Raw genomic sequence first — 25,584 nt, 5'->3', positions numbered from 1 at the left:
TTAGGCCTACTTGGCTAGGGCCTGCTCGATAAGCGCCTCGAGCAGCGCCGGGTACTCGACGCCCGAGGCCGCGAGCACCTGCGGGTACATGGAGATCGGGGTAAAGCCCGGCAGGGTATTGATCTCGTTGATGTACACGGAGTCCTCGGTGACGAAGAAGTCGACTCGGGACAGACCCTCGCAATTGAGGGCCTCGAAGGCGCGGATTGCCATGTCGCGTAGCTTCTCGGTCAACTCGGGCGCGAAAGGTGCGGGGATTTCGGCGGTGACCACATTGTCGAGGTACTTGGTGTCGAAGCCATAAAAGCCCTCGTCGGAATCATCGATACCGGCGAGCAGCGCCGGGACGGAGGCCAGCAAGGTGCCATCGGCATAGTGAAGTACGCCGATTTCTACCTCTTGGCCAACGATTTCCGGCTCCACCAGGATTTTCTCGTCATCCTCTAGCGCCAGGGCGACGGCTGCGGGGAATTCCTCCCAGGTAGAGACCTTGGATACGCCAATGGAGGATCCACCGCGTGCGGGTTTAACAAAGACGGGCAGGCCTAGTCGCTGCTTTTCGTCTTCGCTTAGCTCGGTGCGGCCTTTGAGGATGACCTCGGGCGCTACTGGCAGGTCTGCCGCCGCCAGCACCTTCTTGGTAAATTCCTTATCCATGCCCACCGAGGACGCCAAGACCCCTGGGCCTACATAGGGCAGGCCGGAAAGCTCAAAGAGTCCTTGAACTGTACCGTCCTCACCAAAGGGTCCGTGCAGAATGGGAAATACCACGTCGACCTCTGCAAAGAGCGTGCCGTCGGTGACGTTGTGGAACTGTCCCCTGGCATTGGGATCAAGAGAAAGGGTCAGCTCCGCACCTGGGCTGACCTCCGGCATAACACCATCGACAATTTCTAAGCCCTCCGTGGTGCCGGGCGTCCACGTGCCCTCACGGGTAATGCCGATGGGCACCACCTCGAATTTCTCTGGGTCGAGGTGGTTCATGATCGCGCCTGCGGATACGCAAGATACGGAGTGCTCGGTGCTACGGCCGCCGTAGATAACGGCCACGCGGGTCTTTTCAGTCATGCCCGCAGATTTTACCCTCGACCTACTCCGACTTCTTGGACCGACCCATCAAAGAGATGATCATGTCTTCCACCGCCATGCCCTCGTAGCACACGCCATAAACCGCGTGCGTGATAGGCATCTCTACCCCGGCCTGCTGGGCGAGGCGATAGATGGAGTCACAGGAGTAGACGCCCTCTGCGACCTGGCCATTGGTCGCGGCCTTGGCCTCTTCAATCGTGCCGCCTTGGCCCAGGCGGTAGCCAAAGGTGCGGTTGCGCGACAATGTCGAGGTGCACGTTGCCACCAAGTCGCCCATGCCTGCGAGGCCGGAGAAAGTAAATGGATCCGCGCCGAGCTCTACTCCCAGGCGAGTAATTTCCGCCAGACCGCGGGTGATGATGGTGGCCATGGTGTTATTGCCCAGCCCCTTGCCAGAGGCGATACCACAGGCCAAGGCGATGACGTTTTTGCAGGCGCCGCCGATTTCCGCGCCTATAACATCGGTATTGGTATAGGGCCGCAGGTACGGCGCGGCGACCGCTGCTTGCACGCGCTGAGCGCGGTCTTCATCGGAGCAGGCAATCACCGTGGCGGCCACTTGGCCGGCAGCAATCTCCTTGGCCAAGTTCGGCCCAGACAGTACCGCCACGCGGTCTGCTGGCACGCCGGCTGCATCCATAATGACCTCGCTCATGCGCTTGAGCGTGGCGGTCTCTACACCCTTAGAAATGGAGACCAAGGTGGCGTCTTCCGGCAAGTGCGGCGCCCACTTTTCCACGTTGGCGCGCAAGGTTTGGGAGGGAACGCCGAACACGACGACGTCGGCAAGCGCCAGCGCTTCCGCATCATTGTGGGTGGCCCTCACTGCGGCCGGCAGCCGGGTATCCGGCAAATAGTCCGGATTGATGTGGGTCTCGTTGATAGCCTGCGCCAATTCCGCGCGGCGCGCCCACAGGCGAACGTCATTTCCGGCGTCCGCAAAGACCTTGGACAAGGTAGTGCCCCAAGAACCAGCACCCATCACGGCAACATTAACCATGGTGTCTCCTCCAAACGTGCAAATCTATAACCCCAACCTTAAAGCATGCCCGTCCCCCGTGGGGCGAGGATGCACAACGCGCCTTACCCGTGGGACAATGGGCGCTTAGACGTTGTTTTCAAACACCCAATTTGTGTGGAAAGGCCCCGTGGAGGCAGACGATGCCCAATATTAAAAAGATGCACGAAACCGACAAGGATCAGCAGCACGAGGAGTTTATTTCCGGCCGCCATCAGGAAATCCCGGTGGACCCCGCCAAGGAATTCCACCGCACTACCCTTGCCGCCGGCGCCGTAATCTGGCGCGGCTCCCCGCAGGACCCAGAAATCGCGCTCATCCACCGCCCCCATTACGATGACTGGTCCCTGCCCAAGGGCAAGGTCGATCCCGGCGAGTCCCTGCCTACCACTGCTTCCCGCGAAATCCTGGAGGAAACCGGCTTTAGCGTGCGTCTGGGCAAGCTCATTGGCAAGGTAACGTACCCAGTCCAGGGCCGCACTAAGGTGGTCTACTACTGGGTGGCCAAGTACCTGGGCGGAACCTATTCCGCCAATAGTGAAACCGATGAGCTACGGTGGCTGCCCATCGACGAGGCGCAAGACCTCCTGTCCTACGACGTTGATACCGCGGTAGTAGCCAAGGCGGCTAAGCGCCTACGCATCGCGCCCGCTACCCGCGTGCTTTATGTGCGCCACGCACGCGCGCATGAAAGCGGTAGCTGGCAAGGCGATGACAACCTGCGGCCACTGGATAAAAAGGGCCGCCGCCAAGCAGAGATGCTGGTGCCGATGCTCAGTGCCTTCCAGCCCACCGCGATTTACTCAGCCTTGCCCCAGCGCTGCCAGCAGACGGCTGCCCCGCTCGCCGACGAACTAGGCAAGGACATTTCCATCAACAAAAACTTTGGTGACGAGGCCTGGGAGAACGACCCAGAAGCAGCCAAGAAAGCTTTCCGCCGCGTGGTCAACGAAGGCGGCGTTCCCGTCGTCATAAGCCAGGGCGCCACCATTCCTGGCATCATTGAGGACCTTGCCCCGAAGTTCCTCAAAAAGCCCGTGGACAAGCTGAAGTTTAAGAAGGCTTCTGTATGGGTCTTGTCCTTTAACAACGGCGAGCTCACCGGTGCCGATTACCTTGCCAGCCCGCTGCCGGTGCGCTAGTTTCCTGGTATCTCACCGATCAACAATTAAGGCCCTGTCCGCCCACCGTACTCGGTGGACCGGCAGGGCCTTCTGTGCACTCCTATTGTGCGACTACGCAGCTTTCTAGCCGCGCAGTCCAAGGGTGCGGCGGACAAAGAGGACCGTAATGAGTGTATTCAGCGCCGGGAACAAAATGATGCCGACGATAGTAAAGCTCAGCACGGCGTACAGCACACCAATGAGCACGAGCACCAAGATGGTCACTCCAACATTCTTCTTTGCCACCTCGATGGATGCACCAAAGGTTTCGCCCACGGATAGCTCAGGGCGTGCAGCCTTGACGGCTGGCATCCACGTGAAGAAGAAGGCAGCAAAGAGGCCCGGGATAATCAGGAGGAAAAAGCCCAGAATGACAACCACGATCGACAGAAAATAGACCGCCATGAGTCCGGCGATATTCTTAAGGCTAAGGAAGTCCGTTATCTGCAGCGTGCCGGTATCCACCTGCTTATTGGCGGCCTGGTACCAGGTGCTATAGGCCCAAATCATCACGAGGAACATCGCAATAAAGACAAGAACCATCACTGCAACCAGCCCGCCAGTAAGAGCAGCATCGGACCCCGCACTGCTGTTGGCTAGGGCATCAATGGATGATCCGCTGCCTGCTAGGACCGCAATCAATAGCAAGTAGAGGATAAACATCACTACGCCCTGGATCAGTGGGCCAAAAATCCATTGTGCCCAATTGCGACCAAAATACCGGAAGCTATCGCCGATGACCTGAATAGCATCTACATCTTGGCCAAACAGGGAATCGTCTCCCGGATACGGGCTTCCGGCGTATCCGGGTTGGCCGTATTGCTGCTGTCCATACTGTTGCTGGCCAAACTGCTGTTGACCAAAGTGCTGTTGGCCGTAGCCAGGCTGGCCATTCGCATCGTGCCCATGAGAAGCAGACTCATTGCCGGCTCCGGGATACTCTGCCCCGTTGTTTCCTGAATTGAAGGAATCATTATTCGAATAGGGATTGCTCATAAGTCTAAAGCTAGGGTGATACTTTGTTGCGGGAAACTGGAGCAAACAATTGTTACCTATACGTTACCGAGTTGTACCCCCATTTACCCCAAGGCAGAAGTTTAAAGTTCACGTGTGAGCGCACGGCGCCCCTACGGCTTCTTCGCGTAGCAAAACTGTAGGGGCACTGCTGGCCCGTCGATCGCCATCGATTCTTCTGCTATTGGGCGTGAACAGCGGGCTTGAAGCTGGGGCGACGCGATTCGTACGCGGCGATAGCATCCTCGTTGCGGAGCGTAATGCCGATGTCATCCAGCCCTTCCATCAACCTCCAACGGGTGTAGTCATCAATATCGAAGCGGTAGGTATTTTCACCCACCGTGACCGTTCGGGCCTCCAGGTCCACGGTGACCTGGGTTTCTCCTGCTTCCAGCTGTTTCCAGATGAGCTCAATATCTTCTTGCTCCATCAATCCAGTAAGCAGTCCGGACTTTCCAGCGTTGCCGCGGAAAATATCAGCAAAGCGGGAAGAAAATACCGCGCGGAAACCGTATTCACTCAACGCCCACACGGCGTGCTCACGGGAGGAACCGGTGCCAAAATCACTGCCCGCGAAAAGCACCGAGCCGTCCTTGAATTGCGCCTGATTGAGCACAAAGTTGTCCTCGGAGCGCCAATTTGAAAATAGGCCATCTGAAAAGCCGGTACGCTTGACCGACTTCAAGTAGCGCGCGGGGATGATCTGGTCAGTATCCACGTTGGAAGCGCGCAGGGGCACGCCCGTTCCCGTATGCGTAATAATTTTCTCCATTGTCAATGCCTTTCTAAGCGCTTAATCCAGATCTGCCGGACTAGACAGGTAACCGGTCACGGCAGTCGCGGCAGCCACCTGCGGGGAGACAAGGTGCGTGCGCCCACCAGGGCCTTGTCGCCCCTCAAAGTTGCGGTTGGAGGTGGAGGCGGATCGCTCGCCCGGAGCCAATTGGTCTGGGTTCATTCCCAAGCACATCGAGCAACCGGCAGTACGCCACTCCGCGCCGAACTGTCGGAAGACTTCGTCGAGGCCCTCCTCCTCCGCTTGGGCCTTGACCACGGCAGAGGACGGCACGACCATCATCCGCGTATTGGCAGCGATGGTGCGCCCCTTGACCACGTCGGCCGCAGCGCGCAGGTCTTCAATGCGGGCATTGGTACAGGAACCGACGAAGACGGTATCGATCTTGATATCGCGCAGTGGAGTACCTGGCTGCAGGTCCATATACTGCAAGGCCTTTTCCACAGTGGCCTTTTCATTATCGTCACCACAATCTTCCGGATCTGGGACCTTCTCCCCTAGCGGGAGGCCCTGCCCAGGATTGGTTCCCCAGGTAACGAATGGGGTCAAAGCAGAACCATCAATTTCGACGACGGTATCGAATTCCGCCCCCTCATCAGTGGGAAGCGTCTTCCAATAGTCAACCGCAGCATCCCAGTCTGCCCCCGTAGGAGCGAACTCACGACCCTTCACATATTCAAAAGTGGTCTCATCTGGAGCGACCATGCCGGCGCGGGCTCCCGCCTCAATAGACATATTGCAGATGGTCATGCGCGCTTCCATGGACATCTTGCGGATTGCTTCACCACGGTACTCAATGATGTGGCCTTGCCCGCCGCCGGTACCAATTTTGGCGATAACAGCCAAGATGAGGTCTTTGGCAGACACACCTTCTTGCAGTTCGCCTGTAACCTCAATCGCCATCGTTTTAAAAGGCTTCAAGGAGAGCGTCTGCGTGGCCATGACGTGTTCTACCTCAGAGGTACCAATGCCCATTGCGATTGAACCAAAGGCACCGTGGGTGGAGGTATGCGAATCGCCGCAGACAATGGTCATACCTGGCTGCGTGATTCCCAATTGTGGGCCAACTGTATGGACAATGCCTTGCTGCGCATCTCCCATGGAGTGCAAGCGCACACCAAATTCTTCGCAGTTTTTCCGCAGGGTCGATACCTGGGTGCGAGAAACCTCATCCTTGATTTCCAAGAGGTTTCCGGACTTGATGCCTTGCGTGGGTACGTTATGGTCCTCAGTGGCCAGGTGCAGTTCAGGGTGACGAAGCTTGCGGCCGGCCAGCCGCAAGCCATCAAAGGCCTGCGGGCTGGTAACTTCATGTAGTAGCTGAAAGTCAATAAAGATAAGGTCTGGCGCCCCAGCATCGCCGTGTTGGACGACGTGATCGCGCCAGACTTTTTCTGCCAATGTCAGCTTCTGGTTCATAAACATCTCTCCACACTTGAAATCTCATAATTTGGGACGTAGATTTCATTGTATGGGAGAGTATAGCGAAGTTTCCGGAATTAAAGTGTTGGATCGAGCAATGGCCATCATGATGGCTGCCGCCAACCACCCCTCCACCCTCAATGAATTATGCGAAACCACGGGGCTGCCTCGGGCGACGGCACATCGATTGGCCACCGCACTCGAGGCACACCGCATCCTCGTTCGCACCCCCGATGGAAAGTGGAAGGCCGGCCCTGCCCTCCCCGGCAACCGCGATCATCTCCTCGAGGCAGCCGGGCCAATCATGGAGAAACTGCGCGAAGACACCGGAGAATCCATCCAGCTCTACGAGGTCACCGGAAATACCCGTACCTGCATTGCCACCAGGGAGCCGGAATCCGGCCTCCACAACGTCGTACCAGTCGGGCGCCAGCTACCGCTTAGCTCCGGCTCTGCCGCGCGCATCATTGCCGCATATGTAGACATCAATATCGAAGATGCCTCGTTTACCCAAGAAGACATTGAGGCGGCCAGAAACCAAGGTTACTCCGAGTCTATTGAGGAACGCGAAGCCGGCTTAGCCTCCATCTCCGCGCCGGTTTTCGATGGTTCCGGCACCTTCCTCGCAGTATTGTCGATTTCCGGATCTGCCGAGCGCTTCCAACCTTCCCCGGCCCAGAAATACGCCCACATGCTCACTTCCGCCGCACTCGAATTGAGCAACCGCCTCTAAGGCCCTCCCTAGCTTTACGACGCCCGCTTCCACCTAGCCCCAGGGAGGCGGGCCCTTTTTATTTCCAAACTGGAAAAATTAGAGAAACACACCCACACCTATTGAAACCGAAATGAAAATACGGTGTTAATGAAAACACACTGAAAACAACGGGGAACGTCCCCCACCAGAGAGGATCAAACATCATGACCCACACCACCCACGAAGACCACACCCACACCCATGGCGCCGATTGCGGCCACGTTTCCTTCCCACACGGCGACCACACCGACTACCTCCACGAGGGCCACATTCACCGTGAGCATGATGGCCACTGGGATGAGTGCGAAACCACCGAGCACGTTGAAGCCGAGGCCCACGCCGACCACACCCATGGTGAAGGCTGCGGCCACGTAGCGATCCCGCACGGCGACCACGTGGACTACCTGCACGACGGCCACCGCCACGCCGCCCACGGCGATCACTACGACGAGCACTAAGCGCCTATCGGGGCCCAGCCCCACGTGCTTGCCGCCTAGGTCCCTTGAACTGAGGACCCAGGCGGCTTTTTCTATGCCCACCCTACTGCTGAAATCGTCCCCGAAATTCACACCAGAAACATATCTGCAAGCTCGACGGGACGCGCTCTCTCATTTCTGTTAAAACTGACAGTCAGGCTATTAGTTCTTTCCGGTTGGGTGTTACGATTTTTCGAGTGATTACTAGTTGGAAGATTTTTCTTCAAGATTTTGTCCGCTTGTGGCGGACCCCGCAGGTCTGGGTGATCCTCATTGGTTTGATGATCACCCCAGCCCTGTATTCCTGGGTAAACATCTCCGGTTTCTGGGACCCATACGGAAACACAGAACACCTCAAGGTCGCCGTAGTTAATGAGGACAAAGGCGCATCCTCGGAAATGACTGGCCACTTAGACGTCGGCGGGCAGATGATTGACAAGCTGCATGACAATGACGAGCTGGGCTGGCAGTTCATGGACAGGCAGGAAGCCGAAGACGCCGTTAAGAAGGGTGACGTCTTCGCCTCGGTGATTGTCCCCGAAGACTTTTCGGCAGATTTCGTGAGCCTTTTTAAAGGTACCTATTCTCAGCCCACGCTGGAATATCACGTCAATGAGAAGCTCAACGCCATTGCACCGAAGATTACTGATACTGGCGCTTCGACACTAGACACCACCATCAGCTCGACCTTCAATGAGCAGGTAGCGGATTCGGTGGCTACGGAGCTAAAGAACTCCGGTGGCGATTTGAGCCAGAAGATTAACAGTACCGCAAGCAAGACCGCGGATTCTTTTTCAGAGACCGCAGATACGGTAGCTAACTCCCGCAGCCAACTTGCTGACGTGCATTCCACCATCGAGGATGCGCGCCCAACTATCGCGCAAGCCCGCAAGTCTTTGGGCACGGTGCAAAAGACCATCGACGATGCCCAGACCGCCCTGGATGAACTTAACTCCATTACTGCAGAGGTCCAGCGGGAAGTCACTTCTTTCTCGGACGATGCCACCGCTGCCTACGTAAAAGGCACGACCGCTATGGCGGACGGCACCGCCTCCGCCAATGCCACCGTGGGCTCGGTCTCCGGCAAGCTGCGCGGCGCCCTAAATCGCGTAGGTGCCGCATCTGCGGGCGCGTCAGGAATCGTCGGTGAAGCTGACCGGGCAATCGATCAGCTTGAAAAGCTTGCGTCTTCACCGGCCCTGCCACCACAGGTTTCCCAACAGATTAAGGATCAGGTAGGAGACCTCCGCAAACGCAATGATCAAAATAAGGCCGTTCTCGGTGACTTAGATACTCTCAACGGCGATACGAACGACACCATCGATTCGCTCAATAAGACCACGGGTATGCTGGAAAAGATGGCTGCCCAAACGCGCGATGATTCCCACGCGCTGCGCGATAATGTAGCCGAAGGCCTACCCAAGCTCAACGCTGCGCTGTCCGACGTCACCGCTACCACCGGCAAGCTTTCCGCCTCGCTCGAAAGCCAGCAGGCACTGGTCGGGCAAACCGATGGGCTCTTGGGGGGCGTCGACGAGCAGCTAAGCCAGGCCCAGCAAGTAGTTGAGCGTTTTTCTGTGGACCTCGACGGCATTGAGGAGGGGCTTCGCGCCTCCCGCAGCGACGTGATTGCGCTGAGCAATACTGCCAATAACAATTCCATCCTGCAGTCTGTCAAGGGCCTTAACACCGATGAGGTGTCTTCCTTCCTTGCCTCCCCTGCGGAGATGGAAAGCCACGCCGTATTCCCTGTAAAGCACTATGGTTCCGGCATGTCCTCGCTCTTTATCAACCTCACGCTGTGGATCGGCGCGTTCATGCTGCTCATCATCTTCCGTGCTGAGGTAGACCCGCAGGGCCGCAAGGACCTCACCATTACCAAGGCTTACCTTGCCCGCTTCCTTTTGCTTTCCTTCTTTGCCATTGCCCAGGCACTCATCGTGTCCATCGGCAACCTGGCCATTGGTGTTGAACATGCCAATGCATTGGCCTACGTCGCTACCGCGGTCATCGTGGGCCTGTGCTACCTGAGCATTACCTATAGCTTGGTTTCTACGTTTGGACACGTAGGCCGCGGCATCGCGGTGGTCTTCGCCTTCATCCAGATTCCGGGCGCATCCGGCCTCTACCCCATTGAGATGACGCCGGACTTCTTCCGCGCGGTGCATCCATTCCTGCCCTTTACCTACGGCATCGATGCCATGCGCGAGACCGTCGGTGGTTTCTACGGCAACCACTATGCGCGCGACCTTGCCGCGCTCATCGGCATGGCCGCGATCGCTTACCTCATCGGTACTGTGATGCGCCGCGGCCTGTCCAACGTCAACATGCTGGTCAATGACGAACTGCATAAGGGCGGTCTCGTTATCAATGAGCAGGTCCACCTGGTCGGCAGCCGGTACCGCTTTACCGACCTCCTCTATGCCTTGAATGACCGCGAGGCGTACCAACAAAGCTTGGAGGATAAGTGGAGCATGGCCCGCAGGAATTACTCCCAGCTGATGAAGATTACCGTCGCGGTAGGCCTAGCGTTAGTCGTCGCTTTGGGCATCTACTCACGCATTAACCCTGAAGAAAAGGCCATCATCTTCGGCCTGGCCTGCCTGGTGACGCTCATTGCGGTGGGCGTTATCTGCTCCCTTGAGTACATCAAGCAGAGCATCGCGCACGATAGCCGCCTGGCGGATCTCAGTGATGAGGAAATCCAGGAGCACCTCGAGCACCGACAGGAACACCCAAACCGCTACCTCCTAGAGGACTTAGACGAGGAATCCACATTTTCTAATGCCAGCGAGACCAAGGAAATGCCCGCCGTTGATGGCGATGACTCCGGAAAGCGAGGCGAGTAAGTCATGAAAAACATCCTGACCATTCTCCGCGATGACCTCCACGCCATTCGCACCAATGTAATCACCGCGGTCATCATCTTTGGCCTTGCCATCATCCCGTTGCTTTTCACCTCCTTCAACGTGTTGGCCAGCTGGGATCCCTTTGCTAATACCGACCAACTCAAGATCGCTGTGGCCAGCGAGGATGAAGGCCACGAAAGCGACCTCGCCTCCATGAAGCTTAATTTGGGCGATAAGGTGCTCTCGCAGCTCAGCCGCAATGACGATATCGATTGGGTCATTACTGATAGCGCCGATGCAGTTGAAGGAACAAAGTCCGGCGAATACTATGCCGGCATTGTTCTGCCCAAGGACTTCAGCGCGGATTTGCTCACGTTTTATGTAGAAGGAACCGAGCCAAGCAAGCTCAACCTCTATACCAATGAGAAGAAGAATGCGCTGTCTACCATCATCACGCAAAAGAGTGCGGACGGCGTCATCCAGAAAATCAACGAGTCCTTCACCCGCGTGGTATCCAATGTCGGCCTTGGCGTCGTCTCGGATTTTGATAAATACCTTAATGAGGACGATACCCAGACTGCACTCAATAACCTGCACAACCGCGTCAATAACGTCAGCACTCGCCTCGATGCTGCGGCTGGCACCGTAGGTGCACTAAGCAATCTGGTCGACTCCACCCTGCCGCTTACGCAGGCTGCGGACAATATCCTCGCCGAGGCTGGCCGCCAGGCTACGGAGACCGACAATGACCAAGGCGAAAACCCCATCGACGTTCTGCGCTCTACCCTCAATGACTCGGCTGGCTCGCTCGACGCTTCCTTGGCGGCTACAACGCAAAGCTACGACGCGCTCTCTGCCCAGGTTGATGAGTTGCTCGATAATGCAAGCACCACCAGCGCACAAACGGCGCAGACCTACCGCACCGCAGCTGAGCGTGTAGACGAGCAGACAAAGGCCTTTGAGGGAGTTCGCGCTTCCCTCAAGGACCAAGCCGATAAGGTAGCTCTACCAGCTCCAGTCGCGGGTGGATATAAGGCGATGATGGGTCAGATTGATGCCTCCATTGCGCAGAGCAACGCGCTGCATGATTCGCTGGTATCTACCGCCGATGACCTTGAGCAAGGTCGTGGCACGTCCCAAGACTCCCGCCAGCGCACCAAGGATGCCATCGCTAATGCCAAGCAGGCTGCTGAAAAGGCACGCAATTCCTATAACGAGAACCTCAAGCCGCAGCTAGACCAGCTCAACCAGAGCGTCTCGGTGGTCGCGGACGATATTGATGCTGTCAAGCAGGACATCGCAGGCATTCGCTCTTCGGTCTCCCAGAAGGAGGGGTCGCCACAGCAAAGCCTGGCGCGCGCCCGCGATACCACCGCCAGCCTTGCCAGCACCCTGCGGGAGCAAAGCGGCCGTTTTGCTGACATGGGCCGAAAAATCGACGAGGTGCGCCGTGGCGGCGATTTAGACAAGCTAGCGGATATCGTCGGCAACGATCCAGAACTGCTCGCCTCCCGCATTGCCGCTCCCGTGGCTGTAGACCGCCAGCCGGTCTACCCTGTCGCTGCCTTTGGCGTGGGTATGACGCCGTTCTACCTCGCCTTGTCCCTATGGGTAGGCGCCCTTCTGGCATGCGTGCTGGTGCATACCAACGCCGAGCGTAAATACTTGCGCAAGGACGAGAACGGAAAGTACGACGAGAGCGAATTCACCCGTGGTCAAGCGTTCTTCGGCCGCTTTGCCACACTCGGCCTGGTCGGCCTCGCGCAGGCCACCTTGGTGGTTCTCAGCCTCATCTTCTTCATCCAGATCGAGCCCGCTCACCCATTCATGCTCATGTTTGCTGCATGGATAGTCTCGCTGGTGTTTATGTTGATCATCTATTCACTTGTCATCACGCTCGATAGTGCCGGCAAGGCTTTGGCGGTGTTGTTGCTCGTGATACAAGTCTCTGGCTCCGGCGGCGCTTACCCGCTGCCTTTGCTGCCTGAGTGGTTCCAGAACGTGAGCCCGTGGCTGCCAGCGACGTACGCCATTGATGCTTTCCGCAGCGCCATTGCGGGCATCTACCACGGCGATATATGGCGCGAGTTGGGCATGCTATTGCTATTTGCCATCCCTGCACTCATCGTCGGCCTCATTCTCCGCCGCGCCATGGATGCCTATCACAAGCGCCTCAAGAAGGCGATTAAGAAGACGAAGGTCATGGCGTAGCCGCGCTTGGCGACGTCTCCCCTTCCGCACTTCCTACACCGCCCACCAAGCCCTTTTCACGGCTTGGTGGGCTTCTTTCATGCCTCGGGCCCCACACTAGTGCCCGAAAGACCTAGAAGCGGCTGAGAAAGCCGCATATGCATCCACTAAAGGGACTCGGATACCCTTCCTATCGCTAGGTCTAGCTCCTTCTTAAGAGATTCGCTCGAACGCGGCTATCGAGCACGAAACCACTTACGGCCCACCTGAGCCCCCTACTAAAAGACCGCTACGGGAGTCTGCGTCCCGCTTTACCTCGGCTCCCAAACCGTCCCCGGGGAGGACGGTTAGCCCTTGGACGTCGAGGCCTCCCCTACATGCCGCTAAACCCCACAGGTCTTAGGCAAAGAAAAAGCTGCGAGCCATGTGGCTCGCAGCTTTTTATTGGTACCCCGTACGGGATTTGAACCCGTGTTACCGGCGTGAGAGGCCGGCGTCCTAGGCCGCTAGACGAACGGGGCGCGTTCGCAGCAATCGCACACTGTGCGTTGCGGACTTGTTAAGAGTAAACGATGGGTTAATTCAGCACAAATCGCACGGTCAAGGACGGTTTTGAGGGCAGGCGAAGGAAAACGCAAAAATTCCCGAGTCCGGTACTGCAGTGAGGTTCTTCGTGGCCGAGGTGCGGATCGAATCAGTGGTTATTCCGCAAGCAATCTGTGGATAGTCCGTGGCCGAGAACGCTGTGCTAGTAGGACTCGGGATGGCGCTGTGCGTCGAAGTGCATATGCTGCAGGCTCCTATACTTCGTACAAACGTTGGTGGGAAGGAAGTTGTGGATTATAGCGTTACTACCTGGCTGTGCTTTCGGGCTGTGCGCCTTGGCTGTGGTGCGTTTCGCTTTCTGTCACCCGCTCTCCTTTCTGTCTGTTTTCTGCTGTACTTGCAGTCTATGCCTACGCATGCAGGACAGGAAGGGTTTTGCACAACTTCGCGGTGGTCTTAGCCCTGGTCTCATTGGCACCAGGCAGCTGCCTGCGCGGACGAGGCCAATGGTCTGGGGGTAGGTTATAACCAGTTGTAGCCGCCCCCTACTCGCACCCCGTATGGCGCCAGGAAATGACGACGCCAAGTAAAGAATTGCCCCGAGTATGAAAAATCCTCCAGCCTTTAGGCTGGAGGTCTTTGTACCCCGTACGGGATTTGAACCCGTGTTACCGGCGTGAGAGGCCGGCGTCCTAGGCCGCTAGACGAACGGGGCTTAGAACTAGTGAGCCTGCCGTTTAAAGCATTTTCACTGCTGGCCTACCAGGACTCGAACCTAGAATGGCGGTACCAGAAACCGCTGTGTTGCCAATTACACCATAGGCCATTTGCTAACTTGCGTTGGAAGCTTACTGCCTTCCGGCTGTGCTCCCTTGCTCGCTGCAACGTGTAATAACTATAATGATCAACGCGTAAACTGCCAAATCGCCAGCGCACACGCCATTTTCAGGCCAGTAGAGTGATTAATAAAAGTGCGGCGAATGACAGCGCTGTAGTTCAGCTGTCATTCGCCGCATCGAAGGGCGGGATTAGATATCTATCGCCGCCTTATGGGAGACGCTCCCCCTACTGTGCCGCCGGCACATAAGGAGTCACTTCACGGGCCGCACGAAGGCGGGCCAGGGTGGACTCCTTACCCAGTAGCTCCATGGACTCAAAGAGCGGTGGGGAAACCTGGGCGCCGGAAATGGCTACACGCAACGCGCCGTAGGCCTTACGGGGCTTCAGCTCGAGGTCTTCGATAAGCGCCTTGGAAAGTGCAGCCTCAATATTCTCGGTCTTCCACTCCGCAACACCCTCGAGGGTCTCAATACCCACCTCGAGCGGCTGAATGGCCTCTTCCTTGAGGTTCTTCTTCGCCGCCTTCTCATCGAGCTTTAGGTCGGCATCCGGGGTAACCAAAAAGCTCATGAGGCCATAGGCATCAGACAGAGTCTTGATGCGGGTTTGGACAAGATCTGCGGCGAAGGCGAACTTCTCGCCGTCGTAGTCGGCCGGGAAGTCCGTGTACTCGGTCAAGTAGTTGCGCAGACGGAAGGCAAACTCTTCCGGGTCCAGCTGGCGGATGTGATCAGCGTTGATAGCCTCGAGCTTCTTCTGGTCAAAACGTGCGGGGTTACCCAGCACGTCGTGGACGTCGAAGTTTTCTACCAAGTCATCCATGCTGAAGATGTCCTGGTCCGCGGACAGCGACCAGCCCAGCAGGGACAGGTAATTGAGCATGCCCTCAGGGATGATGCCGTTATCGCGGTGATTAAACAGGTTGGACTGCGGGTCGCGCTTAGATAGTTTCTTATTGCCCTCGCCCATCACAAAGGGCAGGTGACCAAACTCTGGGGTGAACTCGGCTACGCCGATCTTCTTAAGGGCGTCGTAAAGCGCGAGCTGACGCGGAGTAGAAGAAAGCAGGTCCTCACCACGCAACACATGGGTGATGCGCATCAGGGCGTCATCAACCGGGTTAACCAGGGTGTAGAGGGGCGCACCATTGGAACGAGCCACCACATAGTCTGGCTGGGTCTCAGACTTGAAGGTCATCTCGCCACGCACCAGGTCGGTCCAGGTCCAATCCTGCTCCGGCATGCGCAGGCGCCAGACCGGCTTGCGGCCTTCAGCCTCGAAAGCGTCGATCTGCTCCTGGGTGAGATCGCGGTCAAAGTTGTCATAACCCAGCTTCGGGTCACGGCCAGCAGCCTTGTGACGCTCCTCCACCTCTTCGGCGGTGGAGTATGCCGGGTAGACAAATCCGCCGTCGATAAGCTTATCCAGGACCTCTTTGTAGATGTCCATGCGCTGGGACTGGCGGTAAGGCTCGTGCGGGCCGCCAACATTGATGCCTTCATCCCAGCCCAGGCCGAGCCAGGTCAGGGAATCAATGATGGCCTGGTAGGACTCCTCGGAGTCACGGGCGGCATCGGTGTCTTCGATGCGGAATACCAGCTTGCCGCCGGTATGGCGGGCGTAGGCCCAGTTGAACAACGCGGTGCGCACCATGCCTACGTGCGGCGTACCGGTTGGGGACGGACAGAATCTAACGCGTACTTCAGTCATGCCCACCATCGTAGTGGAGGTCGCAATCCCAGTCCGCACCAGCCCAAAGCGGCCCCACACCACCCCGGCGCGCGGAGCTACTTTCCGTGTGTACTTACACACAAATAGGGGTAGATGGAAATGGATTTCAGTAGAAATACACAGGTCAGTGAAAACCGCTTCCATTACCACTAACAGTTTATGAATTTCATTTTCTATAGTTTCTGGTGGACTTATGAGAACTGTAGAAAGGCCTCCCCAACAGTGGCTTCCCCACGCATCCGCTTCCTTGCCGCGCTCAGCACGCTAGCGCTTATCACGCCCGCCACGGCCGTCGCCGGCCCCGATGATGGCAAGCACATTGCCACCGATACCCACGTTGACTCCCCTAAGTCTTTCTGGGAGAACAACGACTTCGTGCTGAAGTCTGAATTTGGCGGCCAGGAACCACCGATCTCTGACACCGTAGCCTGGGTGGGCAGGGGCTACAGCGCTATGGACGGACACAATCAGTACCTCTATACGCTGCCGGAAAATGGCACTCAGGACTATATTGGGGCGCCCGGCACCACGTACTACACCGCGCCGCACCAAGTGTCCGGCAATACCTCACCCATCTGGTTGGGCTTTGGCGCCGATACCTCCCTGCCCACTGACAAATTCCGCGATGGCGTAGCTTTCCTCGACTTGCTAAGCGTTGATGGCCCTGGCGAGGTCGAGCTTTTCACCAATAAAGATGATGAGGACGGAACCCAGCTGCACCGTATGCTCGGCTCCTTCCCTGATTCTCCGCATTCGGCCTATCTCGTTGCCGGCACGCACACCCACAACTCCACGCTGTTTACCAAGCCCGGCCGTTACCGCCTGACCTACCGCACCAGTGCGCGCGGCAAGGACGGCCAGCTCATCGCCAATGAACCGCAGACCACAACGATTCAAGTAGGCGGCCGCAAGCCCAAGGATGAGAAGACTCCAAGCCTGCAGGAACGCTTTGCCCAGTCCGCGACTGGCGACGCCGCCCCTGCCGGCTACAGCCTGCGCATGGCACCTAAGCGCAATCCCGAAAAAGACGGCGATGACAAGCTCACCACTATTTCCTTCGACGCTAAAAATAAGGCGCAGGGTACCCTGACGCTGCTTATCGACGGCTACTTCCTCACCGACCTCCCCGTTAAGAATGGCCGCGCGCAGTGGGACGAGTACATGGGACCAGATCCGTCCAAGGTCCAGGCCGTATTTACCCCGGAGGGTGATGCCCCGCGCTGGATTTCTAGTCCCCTTGATGTCCAGCCTGGCGCGTCCGTCCAGACAGATTCATCTTCCTCCGCTGATACGTGGCAGGAAGCCTCCCACCCGCGCCAGCTTGCCCCTACCCAGGAAACCGAGCTGGAGGAGCTGGGCTATACCATCCGTATGCGCAAGCAGGGCAAGGGTGGCACCAAGATCGTGGTCGATACCGAGGATAAGAACTTCAACGGCCTGCTCACCGGCGGTCTTTATGATGCCAAGGATTCCAAATACCCCACCGTGGATCTTGAAACCCCCATTACCAACGGGCACGGCGAGGTTGCCTTTGACGAGGGCGAATACTTCACCGGCTCTTATGCAAAGGTCAATCTCTTTCCTCATTCCACCGTGAAGGCCGGGCATGCAAGCAGCGTGATTACCGAGTCCTTTGCCTTCGGCGAAAACTACGAAACCACGGGGCGGTTCTCCACTTCCAATGAGGAACCGGACACCACTCCCGGCAAGGAAGACTCGCCTTCCCAAGCGCCGCAGCCAGGCGCAAATGAAGCGGAAGCCGACACACACCAGTGCAGCGAGAAATACCTACTGGACCGTGGGCACGTGGATATCAAGGCTCAACCTGCCGAGGGCGGCTTTAGTACCGTTCTGCGCGATGACACGGCACAGGTGGATAAGAAGTCTGTCGACCGCAAACTTGATGACGTGGTGCTCGGCGTACACGATAATGCGCTCACCCGGCGCAACGAGAAGCTTGCGGGCAAGGAGTTCGATTTCCTCGGAAAACCCGGTGAGCGCTTCTATCACCTACCGCAGACACAGAATCAACACATTATCTGGCCCGGTTATAACACTCAGGACTTGGATTATTCCGCGACCAAAGACAATGCCGTCAACCTCAACCTGAAGCCCACCTCCACCCCAGACGAGGCCGAGTGGGGCGCCTTTATCGACGCCTCCCATGGCAAGGGCTTTTCGGTCTTGGCGAACTCCGCGGCCGAGGACTACACCATCGAAACCAACTTTCCGGCCCACACCCACACGCACTGGGCCTTTTCCAAGCCCGGTGTCTATACCTTCGAGGCCACCTATACGGCCACGGGGAAGGACGGCAAGGAACTTAAGTCCGAGCCGCAAACTCTGACCTTTGCCGTGGGCGATAAAACCCTAGATTCTTGTTCCTCGCACAAGCCTAACGACTCCGAGGGCGAGACACCCAGCGAGAGGCCGACCGAGAAGCCGGACGATGCCGCTAAGCCCGAAGAGCCAAAGGGGTCCTCGTTGAGCCCGTGGAGCTTAGTCCTCCCAGCGGTCCTCGTGGTGGTCTTCAAGGCCTTCTATAACTTCTTCCGCGATAACGAAGACCTCATCCGCCGGCGCTTCGGCCTCAAGTTCTAACCCACCCCAACCCAACTCACTAGACGGGACACCACAATGCACCAATCCCACTCTCCTGCCTCCCGGCGCGCCCCACAGTGGCGCCGGTTCATGTCGGTACTTGCTGCTGTCTTTGCCGCAGCTTTAGCCTTCTTCTCCCCCGGCGCGGCACTGGCCTTCGATGAGGTCTTTGATTCCGGGCACGTCGACGCCTTCTATGTCACGGCCCCTGATGGCACGCTGCACCTTTCCATGAAGGAAGACATCACGGGGTCTGCCGTTCCGCGCTCGGGCGATGACGTAGTGCTGAAAGTCGTCGAGGATGCCTGGTCCGATGCCACCGAGGGCGTGCCAGAAATCGGCCAACCCACCTATTTCCTGCCACAGGCCCAAGACCAGCGCATCATCTGGCCGGGTTGGGATACTCAACCCGCCCGCGATGGCGGCTTCGAAAGCGTTGATCTGGAATTTGCTGAGGTCTCCGGCCCGGGCTCTGTGTATGTCTTTGAAACCAGCAGTTTTGGTGGCCTCAATGCCGTGACCGATTCCGGTTCCATGGAGCTCACCAGCGGTGAGGTCATCAACCAGCCCAATCCCGCTCACCGGCATGTCAACTGGGCTTTTAGCGAGGCCGGCACCTACACCATGACGGTGCGCGCCCATTCCAATGGCGAGTCCAGCAATGCGGTGACCTACACCTGGGAGGTAGGCGACGGCGGCGATGCCTCCACCGCGGATCGCGCGGCTGACTCCGGCGATGGCACCACTGACCAGGGAGATACAAATACAAAGCGACCTGCAGGCAAGAGCGACGCGGCAGGCTCGGGCACGTCCGGCGCAGCACCAGGCGAAGAATGCACCCCGGGCATGACCCCGCAAATCAAGGACGATACGGTCTCGCCCTCCGAGTGGCGCGATGCCGATGGTGCCACCTTCTACCTCTCCGATAAATCCAGCGTGGATCTCCCCCAAGAAGTAGGACCAGTGCCAGCAGGAAAGGCCTGGATGATTGGTTCTACCCAGGTCGACGGTGTTCCGTGGTTAGGGGCGAATACCCAAAGCCCATCGATGCGTGAAAATATCCCCGGCGATGTCACCTGGGAGCTGGTGGGCTTCAAGGGCCCCGGCCCGATGATGGTCTACTCCCAGGGCGGGCTGGGCAAGGTCGTTGGCGAGGAATGGTTCCGTGGCAACGCAGATGCGGCGGAAGGCACCCATTCCATCGCCCCGAATACCCACGTGCACCCCAATTGGGTCTTTGGCGCCCAGGGAACCTATGACGTCACCATCCGCCAAGTGGCTCAAACCGGTGAGGGAAAGCAGGTTGCCGGTGAGGCAACTCTCCATTTCGTCGTCGGCGGCGATGAACCGGCCAAGGCGTTTGATAACGGGCACTTCGACCTGGGAGCTGCCGTGAATCCAGACGGCGGCGACTGTGGGAATGGCGCGGCGGCAGGTGGGGCGTCGGCAAGCGCTAGCGGCTCTGCCGCACCCACCGGATCCAGCAACGGTCAGTCGGCGCAGGCACAAGGCACGGGCGGTTCTTTAGCCAATACTGGGACCCCCATCGTGCCCCTCGGCATCGGGGTGTTGGGCCTAGGCATGCTCTTCCTCGGCCTGGGCATTGCGCGGCTGGCCGTAGCTAAGGCAGCGGACTAATGGAGCGTTCATGTTCCCACAATCGCCGGCGCCTTACCGTGGGGGCACTTCTGGCCTGTTGCCTGCTCAGCGCCGGTTGTGCGTCCTCGGCCGCTCGTGATGCTGGGACCGGAGAAGGATTCAGCGTGGTGGCCACCACCCCAATCCTGGCAGACCTAGCGCGCAACGTGGCAGGAGAAGATGCCCAGGTCAAAAGCCTCATCCCCAGCGGCAAGGATCCGCATACCTTCGAGCCAACGCTGCGCACGGTGCGCGATATTGCCAATGCCAACCTGGCGCTTAGCAACGGCTACCTGCTGGAACCGCAAGCTCTTATCGATACGCTGCACGAGTCCACCGACGCTCCCGTGGTGGAGGTCGCCGACGCTGCCTCCACCCGCGGTGCCACCCTGGTGCCGCTGGTAGAAGATGTCTCCTTGGATGCCATTTGGCTAGGACTGCGCATCAGCGGCGCCGCGCAACGCTCCTCCGGGGTGGACTTTCGCATGGTCTCCGCCGACGGACCGGGCGACGTGGCGGCCTACGTGGTCTCCGCCTTCGGTACCCCGGAGGTCCTCTTTAACTCGGCCGATGGCGTCGATGGCAAGGAAGACGCAGTAACCCTTCCTGCCAACGCCCACACCCACGTCTCCTGGGGCTTTTCCCAGCCAGGGATCTACCGCCTTGGGTTTCAGGCCGAGGGCACCGAAGTCCAGCACCTCACCGTGGCCGTGGGCGTCAACCCACCTAAAGGAATGCAGGCCATTGATTCCGGGCACCTGGATATTGAGGCAAACCTGGCGCAGCACCGCATTGACCTGCGCGACCAAGACAAGCGCTTTGACCCCGCCACCACCGCGGTATCTATCCCCTCGTCAGTGCTGCAGCCCATCCCGCCGGATCCGGCCTACCGCTTCCTCGGCGCGCCGGGCTCGGATACCTATCTCCTCCCGCAGGCAGTGCTGGGCAAGCACATCCATGGCGAGGTGGATCCACACTTGTGGCACAACGTAGACAACGCTATCGCCTATGTCGATGTCATTGCGGAGGAGATGGCGCAAGCAGATCCCTCCCATGGTGCCGCCTACCGGCAGCGGGCAGCGGCCTATACCAAGCGCCTGCGGGACACGGATGACTATGTAAGCCGCGCCATTGCCTCTATCCCTGCTGAAAACCGGCACCTAGTGACCACGCACCATGGCTACGCCTACCTCGAGCAGGGCGATGACATTTCGGTGGCGGGTTTTGTTACGCCCAACCCGGCCATCGAGCCTTCCCCGCGGGAGGTCATAGCGTTGCGCCGCACGCTGGAGAACCTGCATCTGCCTGCCGTTTTTGTCGAGCCCGTACAACAGGCCAGCGCCGACACCCTTACCCAGGCCGCCGCGGAACAAGGCGTGGCGCTGTGCCCCATTTATGGCGACACGCTGGACGGCACCGTCGGCTCCTATATCGACCTCATGAAGTTCAACGCTGATTCACTCCAGCGTTGCCTGAACCCCAATTCCACTGATGGAGAAAACAATGCTTAAATTCGCTACCCGTACCGCTATTCGCACCGCCGCCTGCGCCCTTACTGCCGGCCTTGCTTTTTCTACGAGCCCTGCCTGGGCCGGCGACCTCGCACAAGTGGTCGGCGCCGAGGAACAGGTCGCCCCACAGGGCGAGGACAAGGTCATCGACACCGGCCACGTTGACGTTGGCGCTTTGCTCAACGGCACCGATTCCGAACTCATGGCCCGCGATGATGCCGGCGACAAGCCCGTCTGGCGCCACCTAGATGATCTTGTCTTTGCCGTGGGCGATAAGGCGCAGCAAACCCTACCGGAGACCGATGACTTTGGCTTTGTAGGCGCCGATTCCGGTGAAAAGGTCTGGGTAGTTCCCCAAACCGAGCAGGTCGGGGTTCCCTGGCTGGGTTGGAACACCCAAGCGCCTTCGCTTGTCGATGCCGCCGATCGCGGAGTCACCATGGAATTCCTCGGCCACTCCGGTCCTGGCGACTTCTCCCTTTTCCTGCAAAACGGCGGCTTTGAAGCACCACAGCTGTTGTGGTCTACCGCGCAAAAGAGCGACGAAGACTTCTGGGTGGACCTCAATACCCACACCCATGCCAATTGGACGTTTACAGAGCCAGGCACCCATCAGGTAGGTATCAGGGTCAAAGGCAAGACCAAAGATGGCGCTGATTTCAGTACCGATGGCGTGCTCACCTTTGCCGTGGGCGATGATGCTGACGTCCAGGCGGCCCAAGACACTACTTGGAATCCAGACGATGCCCAGACCACAGGCTCTTCCATCCCCACTTGGGTCTTTATCCTCGCCGGCGTGGGTGCCGTCGTACTCCTGCTGGCCCTTGGCCTAGTACTGCGCTCTTCCAAGCGAGGCGATAGCCGTGGCTAAACCGCTCATTTCCGTTGCCGACCTGGAAGTATCGCTATCCCACCGGCGCGTAATCACAGGTGCGAACCTAGAGGTCCGATCGGGCGAATTCATTGGGCTCTTAGGCCCCAACGGCGCGGGCAAGACCACGCTTATGCGTGCCATTTTAGGGCTCATCCCCTCCTCCGGTACCCGAGAGATCGGGGGAATCGTAGGCTACGTGCCCCAGCGGCACGAGGTGGAATGGGGCTTTCCCATCAATGTCTACCGCACCGTACTCAGCGGGCGCACCGGCATCATTGGCTGGCTCAAACGGCCACGTGCCGCGGACCACGCCGCGGCGGCAGAGGCTCTTCGCTTGGTAAACATGGAAGATTTTTCCACCCGCCCCATCGAGGAGCTCTCCGGTGGTCAGCGCCAACGCGTCCTCATCGCCCGAGCGCTCGCCACGCAACCAGACGTGCTGCTGCTCGACGAGCCCTTCACCGGCCTCGACGCCCCCAATACCGAATCACTACTCGAGCTATTCGAAGAGCTTTCCCAGCGCGGCAAGGCCATCCTCATGTCCACCCACAACCTGTCTGAAGCGGCGCACTCCTGCCACCGCTTGGTCCTCTTTAACGGCACCGTGGTGGCCGATGACTCCGCTCCGCGCCTTCTTCACCAGACCGCTCCGTGGACGCAAACCTTTGGCGTACGCGCCGGTTCTCCCCTGCTTTCTGCCATTGGAGTCTCCGCATGATAGAAATTTCCTTTCTCGATTTCCTCCGCGACCTGGCTAACCCCCACCTCGACTTTCTCGCCCGCGCGGTAGGTATTTCTGTGCTTGCGGCCATTGTTTGCGGCGTCGTCGGCTGCTACGTGGTGCTGCGCGGCATGGCCTTTATCGGCGACGCCGTCTCCCACGCGGTTTTTCCCGGTTTGGCCATAGCCTTCGCTTTGCAAGCCTCCGTGCTCGTCGGTGGCGCGGTGGCCGGTGCGGTTGTGGCATTGCTCATCGCCGCCTTTTCGCAGCGCCGCCACGTACGGGCAGATTCCATCATCGGCATTTTCTTCGCCGCTGCCTTTGCCTTAGGCATGGTGATCATCTCGCGCACCGATGGCTATAGTGCTTCGCTGACCAGCTTTCTCTTCGGCTCGCTCACCGGCGTATCCCGCAGCGATATCATCGTCGCGGCCAGCGTGTGCGCACTGGTTATCGCCGTCGTCGTAGCTTTTGGCCCCCAGCTCAACGCCACCTGCCTGGACCGGGAAACCGCCCGCGCCATGGGTCTGCCCGTTGTTGTGCTCGACATCATGTTGTACCTGTGTGTCACCGCCGCCGTGGTCATTTCTGTGAGCACCATTGGCAATATCTTGGTTCTCGCGCTTCTCATCACCCCGGCCGCGACGGCACGCCTGCTTACCACGCATCTTGCGACCATGATGTGGCTTTCCGCCCTCATCGGCGCGCTGTCCAGCTTCTTCGGCATCTACCTGGCATGGGCCATTGACCTTCCGGCCGGCGCCACCATCGTGCTCACGCTCACCGTCATTTTCTTAAGCGTTTGGGCCATCCATCCACTCCTCGGCGCCCGCAAGCACGTCGGTGCCTCGCTTTCCGACGCCCCACGTCCCGACACCCCACGAAAGGAATCCGTTACCTCATGAAACCAGTCTGCCGCACCACGGTGGCCCTAGGCGCTGCCAGTCTCATCGGCCTCGGCTCCCTTTCAGGGACGGGCGTAGCTGCCTTAGCCCCCGCCTCCGCCCACGCAGAAGAGTCCGCCGCGGCCTGCTCCGCCAGCGACTTCGATCTCATTACCAAGGGCCACCAAGACATGGCGCTTAGCGGCGATTCCGGCGACCTCAGCTTCACGGTCAAAGACGATGACAAGGGAATCAAGCATGACTCTGGAACCTTTGCTATTGAGGTATCCGATGAGTTGAAGCAGCCACTATCTGAGCTCGGCGATAGTTCCCTTCCTGAAGAAGGCTGGGTGCTGCCTCAAACCCAAAACCCCACCGCTCCCTGGCTGGGCTTTAACACCCAGGAGCTATCCCAAGACCTACTCGCTACTGATGACACCGCAACCTTGAGCATGGCGATCGCACAGGGCCCAGAAGATGGGCGCATTGTGGCCTACCAGGCGGAGCTAGGCGAACCCACGGTGCTCATGGACACTGAAGATGGATCCGCCTGGGATTACCCAGGCAATTCGCATTCCCACCCGGCATTTGCGTTTACCAAGCCCGGAACCTACGCGGTGAGCTTTACCTTTGAGCTTCCCGATGGCTCCCGCCACCACCTCCATGCCGGCTTCCTCGTAGGAAAACAAGCTGAGGCGAAGGACCTGTGCGGCGTGGACTATTCCGAAGCGGATGCGGCCACTGGTTCTGGCAACGGCGCGGATAGCCGCCCCAAGCAACTGGAAAAGGACATCAAAGATGTAGACAAATCCATTGCCGGGTTGGACAAGGAACTGGAGAAGACCCTGCAGGAAGGCCAAAAATTCCTTGACGGCGGAGCACCTGACGATACCGAAAAGGACAAGCACTCAACGCACAAAAAGCCGGCGAATACTGAAAAGTCTGGAGCGCCACAAAAATCCCACGCTCCGACATCAACCCGATCCACTGCCCCTGCGCAAAAATCCAGTTCTGGTTCACAAACTACGACCCACCACTCGGCTAGCCGTGTCAACGAATCTGCCTCCACCGCAAAATCAGGCAAGAGCACGTCATCTGGCTCGCACCGCTCCGCTTCCACCAGCGGTTCTTCCCACTCGACTGCGAAGAAGTCCGCCAGTAAGAAGGACACAAAATCCTCCTCCCGTACGAAAGCAAAGTCCGCCGACGCCCGCAGTGCACAGCATGTTCCAGATGCAACCGACACAGAGAACAAGGACAGCAAGAATGTGCTGACCGATGCCGCTGCCTATACCTCTACCCTCGCAAAAAGCAGCTTCTGGGCGGGGATTCTGGCCGGACTGGGCGCATTCGCCTTAGCGCTCGGCATCGGGCTGTTGGTCTATGTCCAGTTCTTCCGCAAAAAGAAGACACCGCACCAGCACCAGGCCAGTGATGCCACGGCGAACTTACCGGGCGTCGATTAGC

18 protein-coding genes and 3 tRNA genes are annotated in these 25,584 nt (G+C 58.5%); 12 read left to right on the top strand and 9 right to left on the bottom strand.

Annotation, left to right across the window (positions count from 1 at the left end; translation table 11 throughout):
- Positions 1 to 6: 6 nt before the first annotated feature.
- Together QP884_RS02395 and QP884_RS02390 are read right to left on the bottom strand one after the other, a co-directional pair.
- Positions 7 to 1,068, bottom strand: coding sequence for a D-alanine--D-alanine ligase family protein (locus tag QP884_RS02395; protein WP_284820516.1), 1,062 nt, complete (start codon positions 1,066 to 1,068; stop codon positions 7 to 9).
- Between the two features lie 22 nt (positions 1,069 to 1,090).
- Positions 1,091 to 2,089, bottom strand: coding sequence for an NAD(P)H-dependent glycerol-3-phosphate dehydrogenase (locus QP884_RS02390; RefSeq protein ID WP_284820515.1), 999 nt, complete (start codon positions 2,087 to 2,089; stop codon positions 1,091 to 1,093).
- Positions 2,090 to 2,250: 161 nt separating this feature from the next.
- Between QP884_RS02390 and QP884_RS02385 the strand changes: the two genes are divergently transcribed.
- Complete coding sequence (locus tag QP884_RS02385; RefSeq protein ID WP_284820513.1) at positions 2,251 to 3,249, top strand: NUDIX hydrolase; 999 nt, start codon at positions 2,251 to 2,253, stop codon at positions 3,247 to 3,249.
- Between the two features lie 105 nt (positions 3,250 to 3,354).
- On the opposite strand, the gene QP884_RS02380 is transcribed toward QP884_RS02385, so the two are convergent.
- The 3 genes from QP884_RS02380 to leuC form a co-directional block, all read right to left on the bottom strand.
- Positions 3,355 to 4,266 carry a hypothetical protein gene (locus QP884_RS02380; protein WP_250409205.1) on the bottom strand — a complete coding sequence of 304 codons (912 nt, stop codon included), beginning with the start codon at positions 4,264 to 4,266 and terminating at the stop codon, positions 3,355 to 3,357.
- A gap of 199 nt (positions 4,267 to 4,465) precedes the next feature.
- Positions 4,466 to 5,056 carry a 3-isopropylmalate dehydratase small subunit gene (gene leuD / locus QP884_RS02375; protein ID WP_284820511.1) on the bottom strand — a complete coding sequence of 197 codons (591 nt, stop codon included), beginning with the start codon at positions 5,054 to 5,056 and terminating at the stop codon, positions 4,466 to 4,468.
- 21 nt (positions 5,057 to 5,077) lie between these two features.
- A complete protein-coding gene (leuC, locus tag QP884_RS02370) occupies positions 5,078 to 6,499 on the bottom strand; it encodes a 3-isopropylmalate dehydratase large subunit (RefSeq protein ID WP_250409204.1) in 1,422 nt (473 codons plus the stop codon).
- Positions 6,500 to 6,551: 52 nt separating this feature from the next.
- On the opposite strand from leuC, the gene QP884_RS02365 reads away from it, so the two are divergent.
- The 4 genes from QP884_RS02365 to QP884_RS02350 all read left to right on the top strand — a co-directional run bounded on the left by QP884_RS02365 (position 6,552) and on the right by QP884_RS02350 (position 12,792).
- On the top strand, positions 6,552 to 7,235 hold the full coding sequence (locus tag QP884_RS02365) for an IclR family transcriptional regulator (RefSeq protein ID WP_250409203.1): 684 nt from the start codon (positions 6,552 to 6,554) through the stop codon (positions 7,233 to 7,235).
- A 185-nt stretch (positions 7,236 to 7,420) separates the two neighbouring features.
- Positions 7,421 to 7,714 (top strand): hypothetical protein, encoded by a 294-nt coding sequence (locus QP884_RS02360; RefSeq protein WP_234447205.1) that lies wholly within the window; start codon positions 7,421 to 7,423, stop codon positions 7,712 to 7,714.
- A gap of 215 nt (positions 7,715 to 7,929) precedes the next feature.
- The gene (locus tag QP884_RS02355; RefSeq protein WP_284820509.1) at positions 7,930 to 10,581 is read left to right on the top strand and encodes a YhgE/Pip domain-containing protein; all 2,652 of its coding nucleotides are present in this window, start codon (positions 7,930 to 7,932) and stop codon (positions 10,579 to 10,581) included.
- Between the two features lie 3 nt (positions 10,582 to 10,584).
- On the top strand, positions 10,585 to 12,792 hold the full coding sequence (locus QP884_RS02350) for a YhgE/Pip domain-containing protein (protein ID WP_284820507.1): 2,208 nt from the start codon (positions 10,585 to 10,587) through the stop codon (positions 12,790 to 12,792).
- Between the two features lie 424 nt (positions 12,793 to 13,216).
- Here the strand turns inward: QP884_RS02350 and QP884_RS02345 are convergent.
- The 4 genes from QP884_RS02345 to gltX all read right to left on the bottom strand — a co-directional run bounded on the left by QP884_RS02345 (position 13,217) and on the right by gltX (position 15,876).
- Positions 13,217 to 13,292 (bottom strand) — tRNA-Glu (locus QP884_RS02345).
- 667 nt (positions 13,293 to 13,959) lie between these two features.
- Positions 13,960 to 14,032 (bottom strand) — tRNA-Glu (locus QP884_RS02340).
- A 39-nt stretch (positions 14,033 to 14,071) separates the two neighbouring features.
- Positions 14,072 to 14,143, bottom strand: a tRNA-Gln gene (locus QP884_RS02335).
- Positions 14,144 to 14,382: 239 nt separating this feature from the next.
- A complete protein-coding gene (gene gltX / locus QP884_RS02330) occupies positions 14,383 to 15,876 on the bottom strand; it encodes a glutamate--tRNA ligase (RefSeq protein ID WP_084771627.1) in 1,494 nt (497 codons plus the stop codon).
- 234 nt (positions 15,877 to 16,110) lie between these two features.
- Here gltX and QP884_RS02325 point away from each other — a divergent pair, with 234 nt between their 5' ends.
- From QP884_RS02325 to QP884_RS02295, 7 genes are all read left to right on the top strand, one after another.
- Complete coding sequence (locus tag QP884_RS02325; protein ID WP_284820505.1) at positions 16,111 to 18,489, top strand: choice-of-anchor M domain-containing protein; 2,379 nt, start codon at positions 16,111 to 16,113, stop codon at positions 18,487 to 18,489.
- 90 nt (positions 18,490 to 18,579) lie between these two features.
- A complete protein-coding gene (locus tag QP884_RS02320) occupies positions 18,580 to 20,127 on the top strand; it encodes a choice-of-anchor M domain-containing protein (RefSeq protein WP_284820503.1) in 1,548 nt (515 codons plus the stop codon).
- Positions 20,127 to 21,638: an anchored repeat ABC transporter, substrate-binding protein gene (locus tag QP884_RS02315; protein ID WP_284820502.1), complete on the top strand. Its 1,512-nt coding sequence runs from the start codon at positions 20,127 to 20,129 to the stop codon at positions 21,636 to 21,638. Before QP884_RS02320 ends, QP884_RS02315 begins: the two co-directional genes overlap by 1 nt.
- Positions 21,631 to 22,509 (top strand): choice-of-anchor M domain-containing protein, encoded by an 879-nt coding sequence (locus QP884_RS02310; protein WP_005327743.1) that lies wholly within the window; start codon positions 21,631 to 21,633, stop codon positions 22,507 to 22,509. Before QP884_RS02315 ends, QP884_RS02310 begins: the two co-directional genes overlap by 8 nt.
- Complete coding sequence (locus tag QP884_RS02305; protein ID WP_370658796.1) at positions 22,496 to 23,230, top strand: anchored repeat-type ABC transporter ATP-binding subunit; 735 nt, start codon at positions 22,496 to 22,498, stop codon at positions 23,228 to 23,230. The genes QP884_RS02310 and QP884_RS02305 overlap by 14 nt, the downstream gene beginning before the upstream one ends.
- Positions 23,227 to 24,138 (top strand): anchored repeat-type ABC transporter permease subunit, encoded by a 912-nt coding sequence (locus tag QP884_RS02300; protein ID WP_225747042.1) that lies wholly within the window; start codon positions 23,227 to 23,229, stop codon positions 24,136 to 24,138. Before QP884_RS02305 ends, QP884_RS02300 begins: the two co-directional genes overlap by 4 nt.
- On the top strand, positions 24,135 to 25,583 hold the full coding sequence (locus QP884_RS02295; protein ID WP_284820500.1) for a choice-of-anchor M domain-containing protein: 1,449 nt from the start codon (positions 24,135 to 24,137) through the stop codon (positions 25,581 to 25,583). The genes QP884_RS02300 and QP884_RS02295 overlap by 4 nt, the downstream gene beginning before the upstream one ends.
- Position 25,584: the final 1 nt, after the last annotated feature.

Source organism: Corynebacterium tuberculostearicum, from assembly GCF_030229345.1.
In the GTDB taxonomy this organism is placed as follows: Bacteria; Actinomycetota; Actinomycetes; order Mycobacteriales; family Mycobacteriaceae; genus Corynebacterium; species Corynebacterium tuberculostearicum_G.
Note: the sequence above shows the minus strand (reverse complement) of the source record. Positions and strands in the feature narration are given on the sequence as shown.

Bases quoted from the DNA above. Each gene is read 5' to 3' on its own strand.
- QP884_RS02300 (WP_225747042.1), top strand. From the start codon at position 23,227: ATGATAGAAATTTCCTTTCTCGATTTCCTCCGCGACCTGGCTAACCCC.
- QP884_RS02360 (WP_234447205.1), top strand. From the start codon at position 7,421: ATGACCCACACCACCCACGAAGACCACACCCACACCCATGGCGCCGAT.
- QP884_RS02315 (WP_284820502.1), top strand. From the start codon at position 20,127: ATGGAGCGTTCATGTTCCCACAATCGCCGGCGCCTTACCGTGGGGGCA.
- gltX (WP_084771627.1), bottom strand. From the start codon at position 15,876: ATGGTGGGCATGACTGAAGTACGCGTTAGATTCTGTCCGTCCCCAACC.
- QP884_RS02395 (WP_284820516.1), bottom strand. From the start codon at position 1,068: ATGACTGAAAAGACCCGCGTGGCCGTTATCTACGGCGGCCGTAGCACC.
- QP884_RS02390 (WP_284820515.1), bottom strand. From the start codon at position 2,089: ATGGTTAATGTTGCCGTGATGGGTGCTGGTTCTTGGGGCACTACCTTG.
- QP884_RS02295 (WP_284820500.1), top strand. From the start codon at position 24,135: ATGAAACCAGTCTGCCGCACCACGGTGGCCCTAGGCGCTGCCAGTCTC.
- leuC (WP_250409204.1), bottom strand. From the start codon at position 6,499: ATGAACCAGAAGCTGACATTGGCAGAAAAAGTCTGGCGCGATCACGTC.
- QP884_RS02310 (WP_005327743.1), top strand. From the start codon at position 21,631: ATGCTTAAATTCGCTACCCGTACCGCTATTCGCACCGCCGCCTGCGCC.
- leuD (WP_284820511.1), bottom strand. From the start codon at position 5,056: ATGGAGAAAATTATTACGCATACGGGAACGGGCGTGCCCCTGCGCGCT.
- QP884_RS02380 (WP_250409205.1), bottom strand. From the start codon at position 4,266: ATGAGCAATCCCTATTCGAATAATGATTCCTTCAATTCAGGAAACAAC.
- QP884_RS02385 (WP_284820513.1), top strand. From the start codon at position 2,251: ATGCCCAATATTAAAAAGATGCACGAAACCGACAAGGATCAGCAGCAC.
- QP884_RS02320 (WP_284820503.1), top strand. From the start codon at position 18,580: ATGTCGGTACTTGCTGCTGTCTTTGCCGCAGCTTTAGCCTTCTTCTCC.
- QP884_RS02350 (WP_284820507.1), top strand. From the start codon at position 10,585: ATGAAAAACATCCTGACCATTCTCCGCGATGACCTCCACGCCATTCGC.
- QP884_RS02365 (WP_250409203.1), top strand. From the start codon at position 6,552: ATGGGAGAGTATAGCGAAGTTTCCGGAATTAAAGTGTTGGATCGAGCA.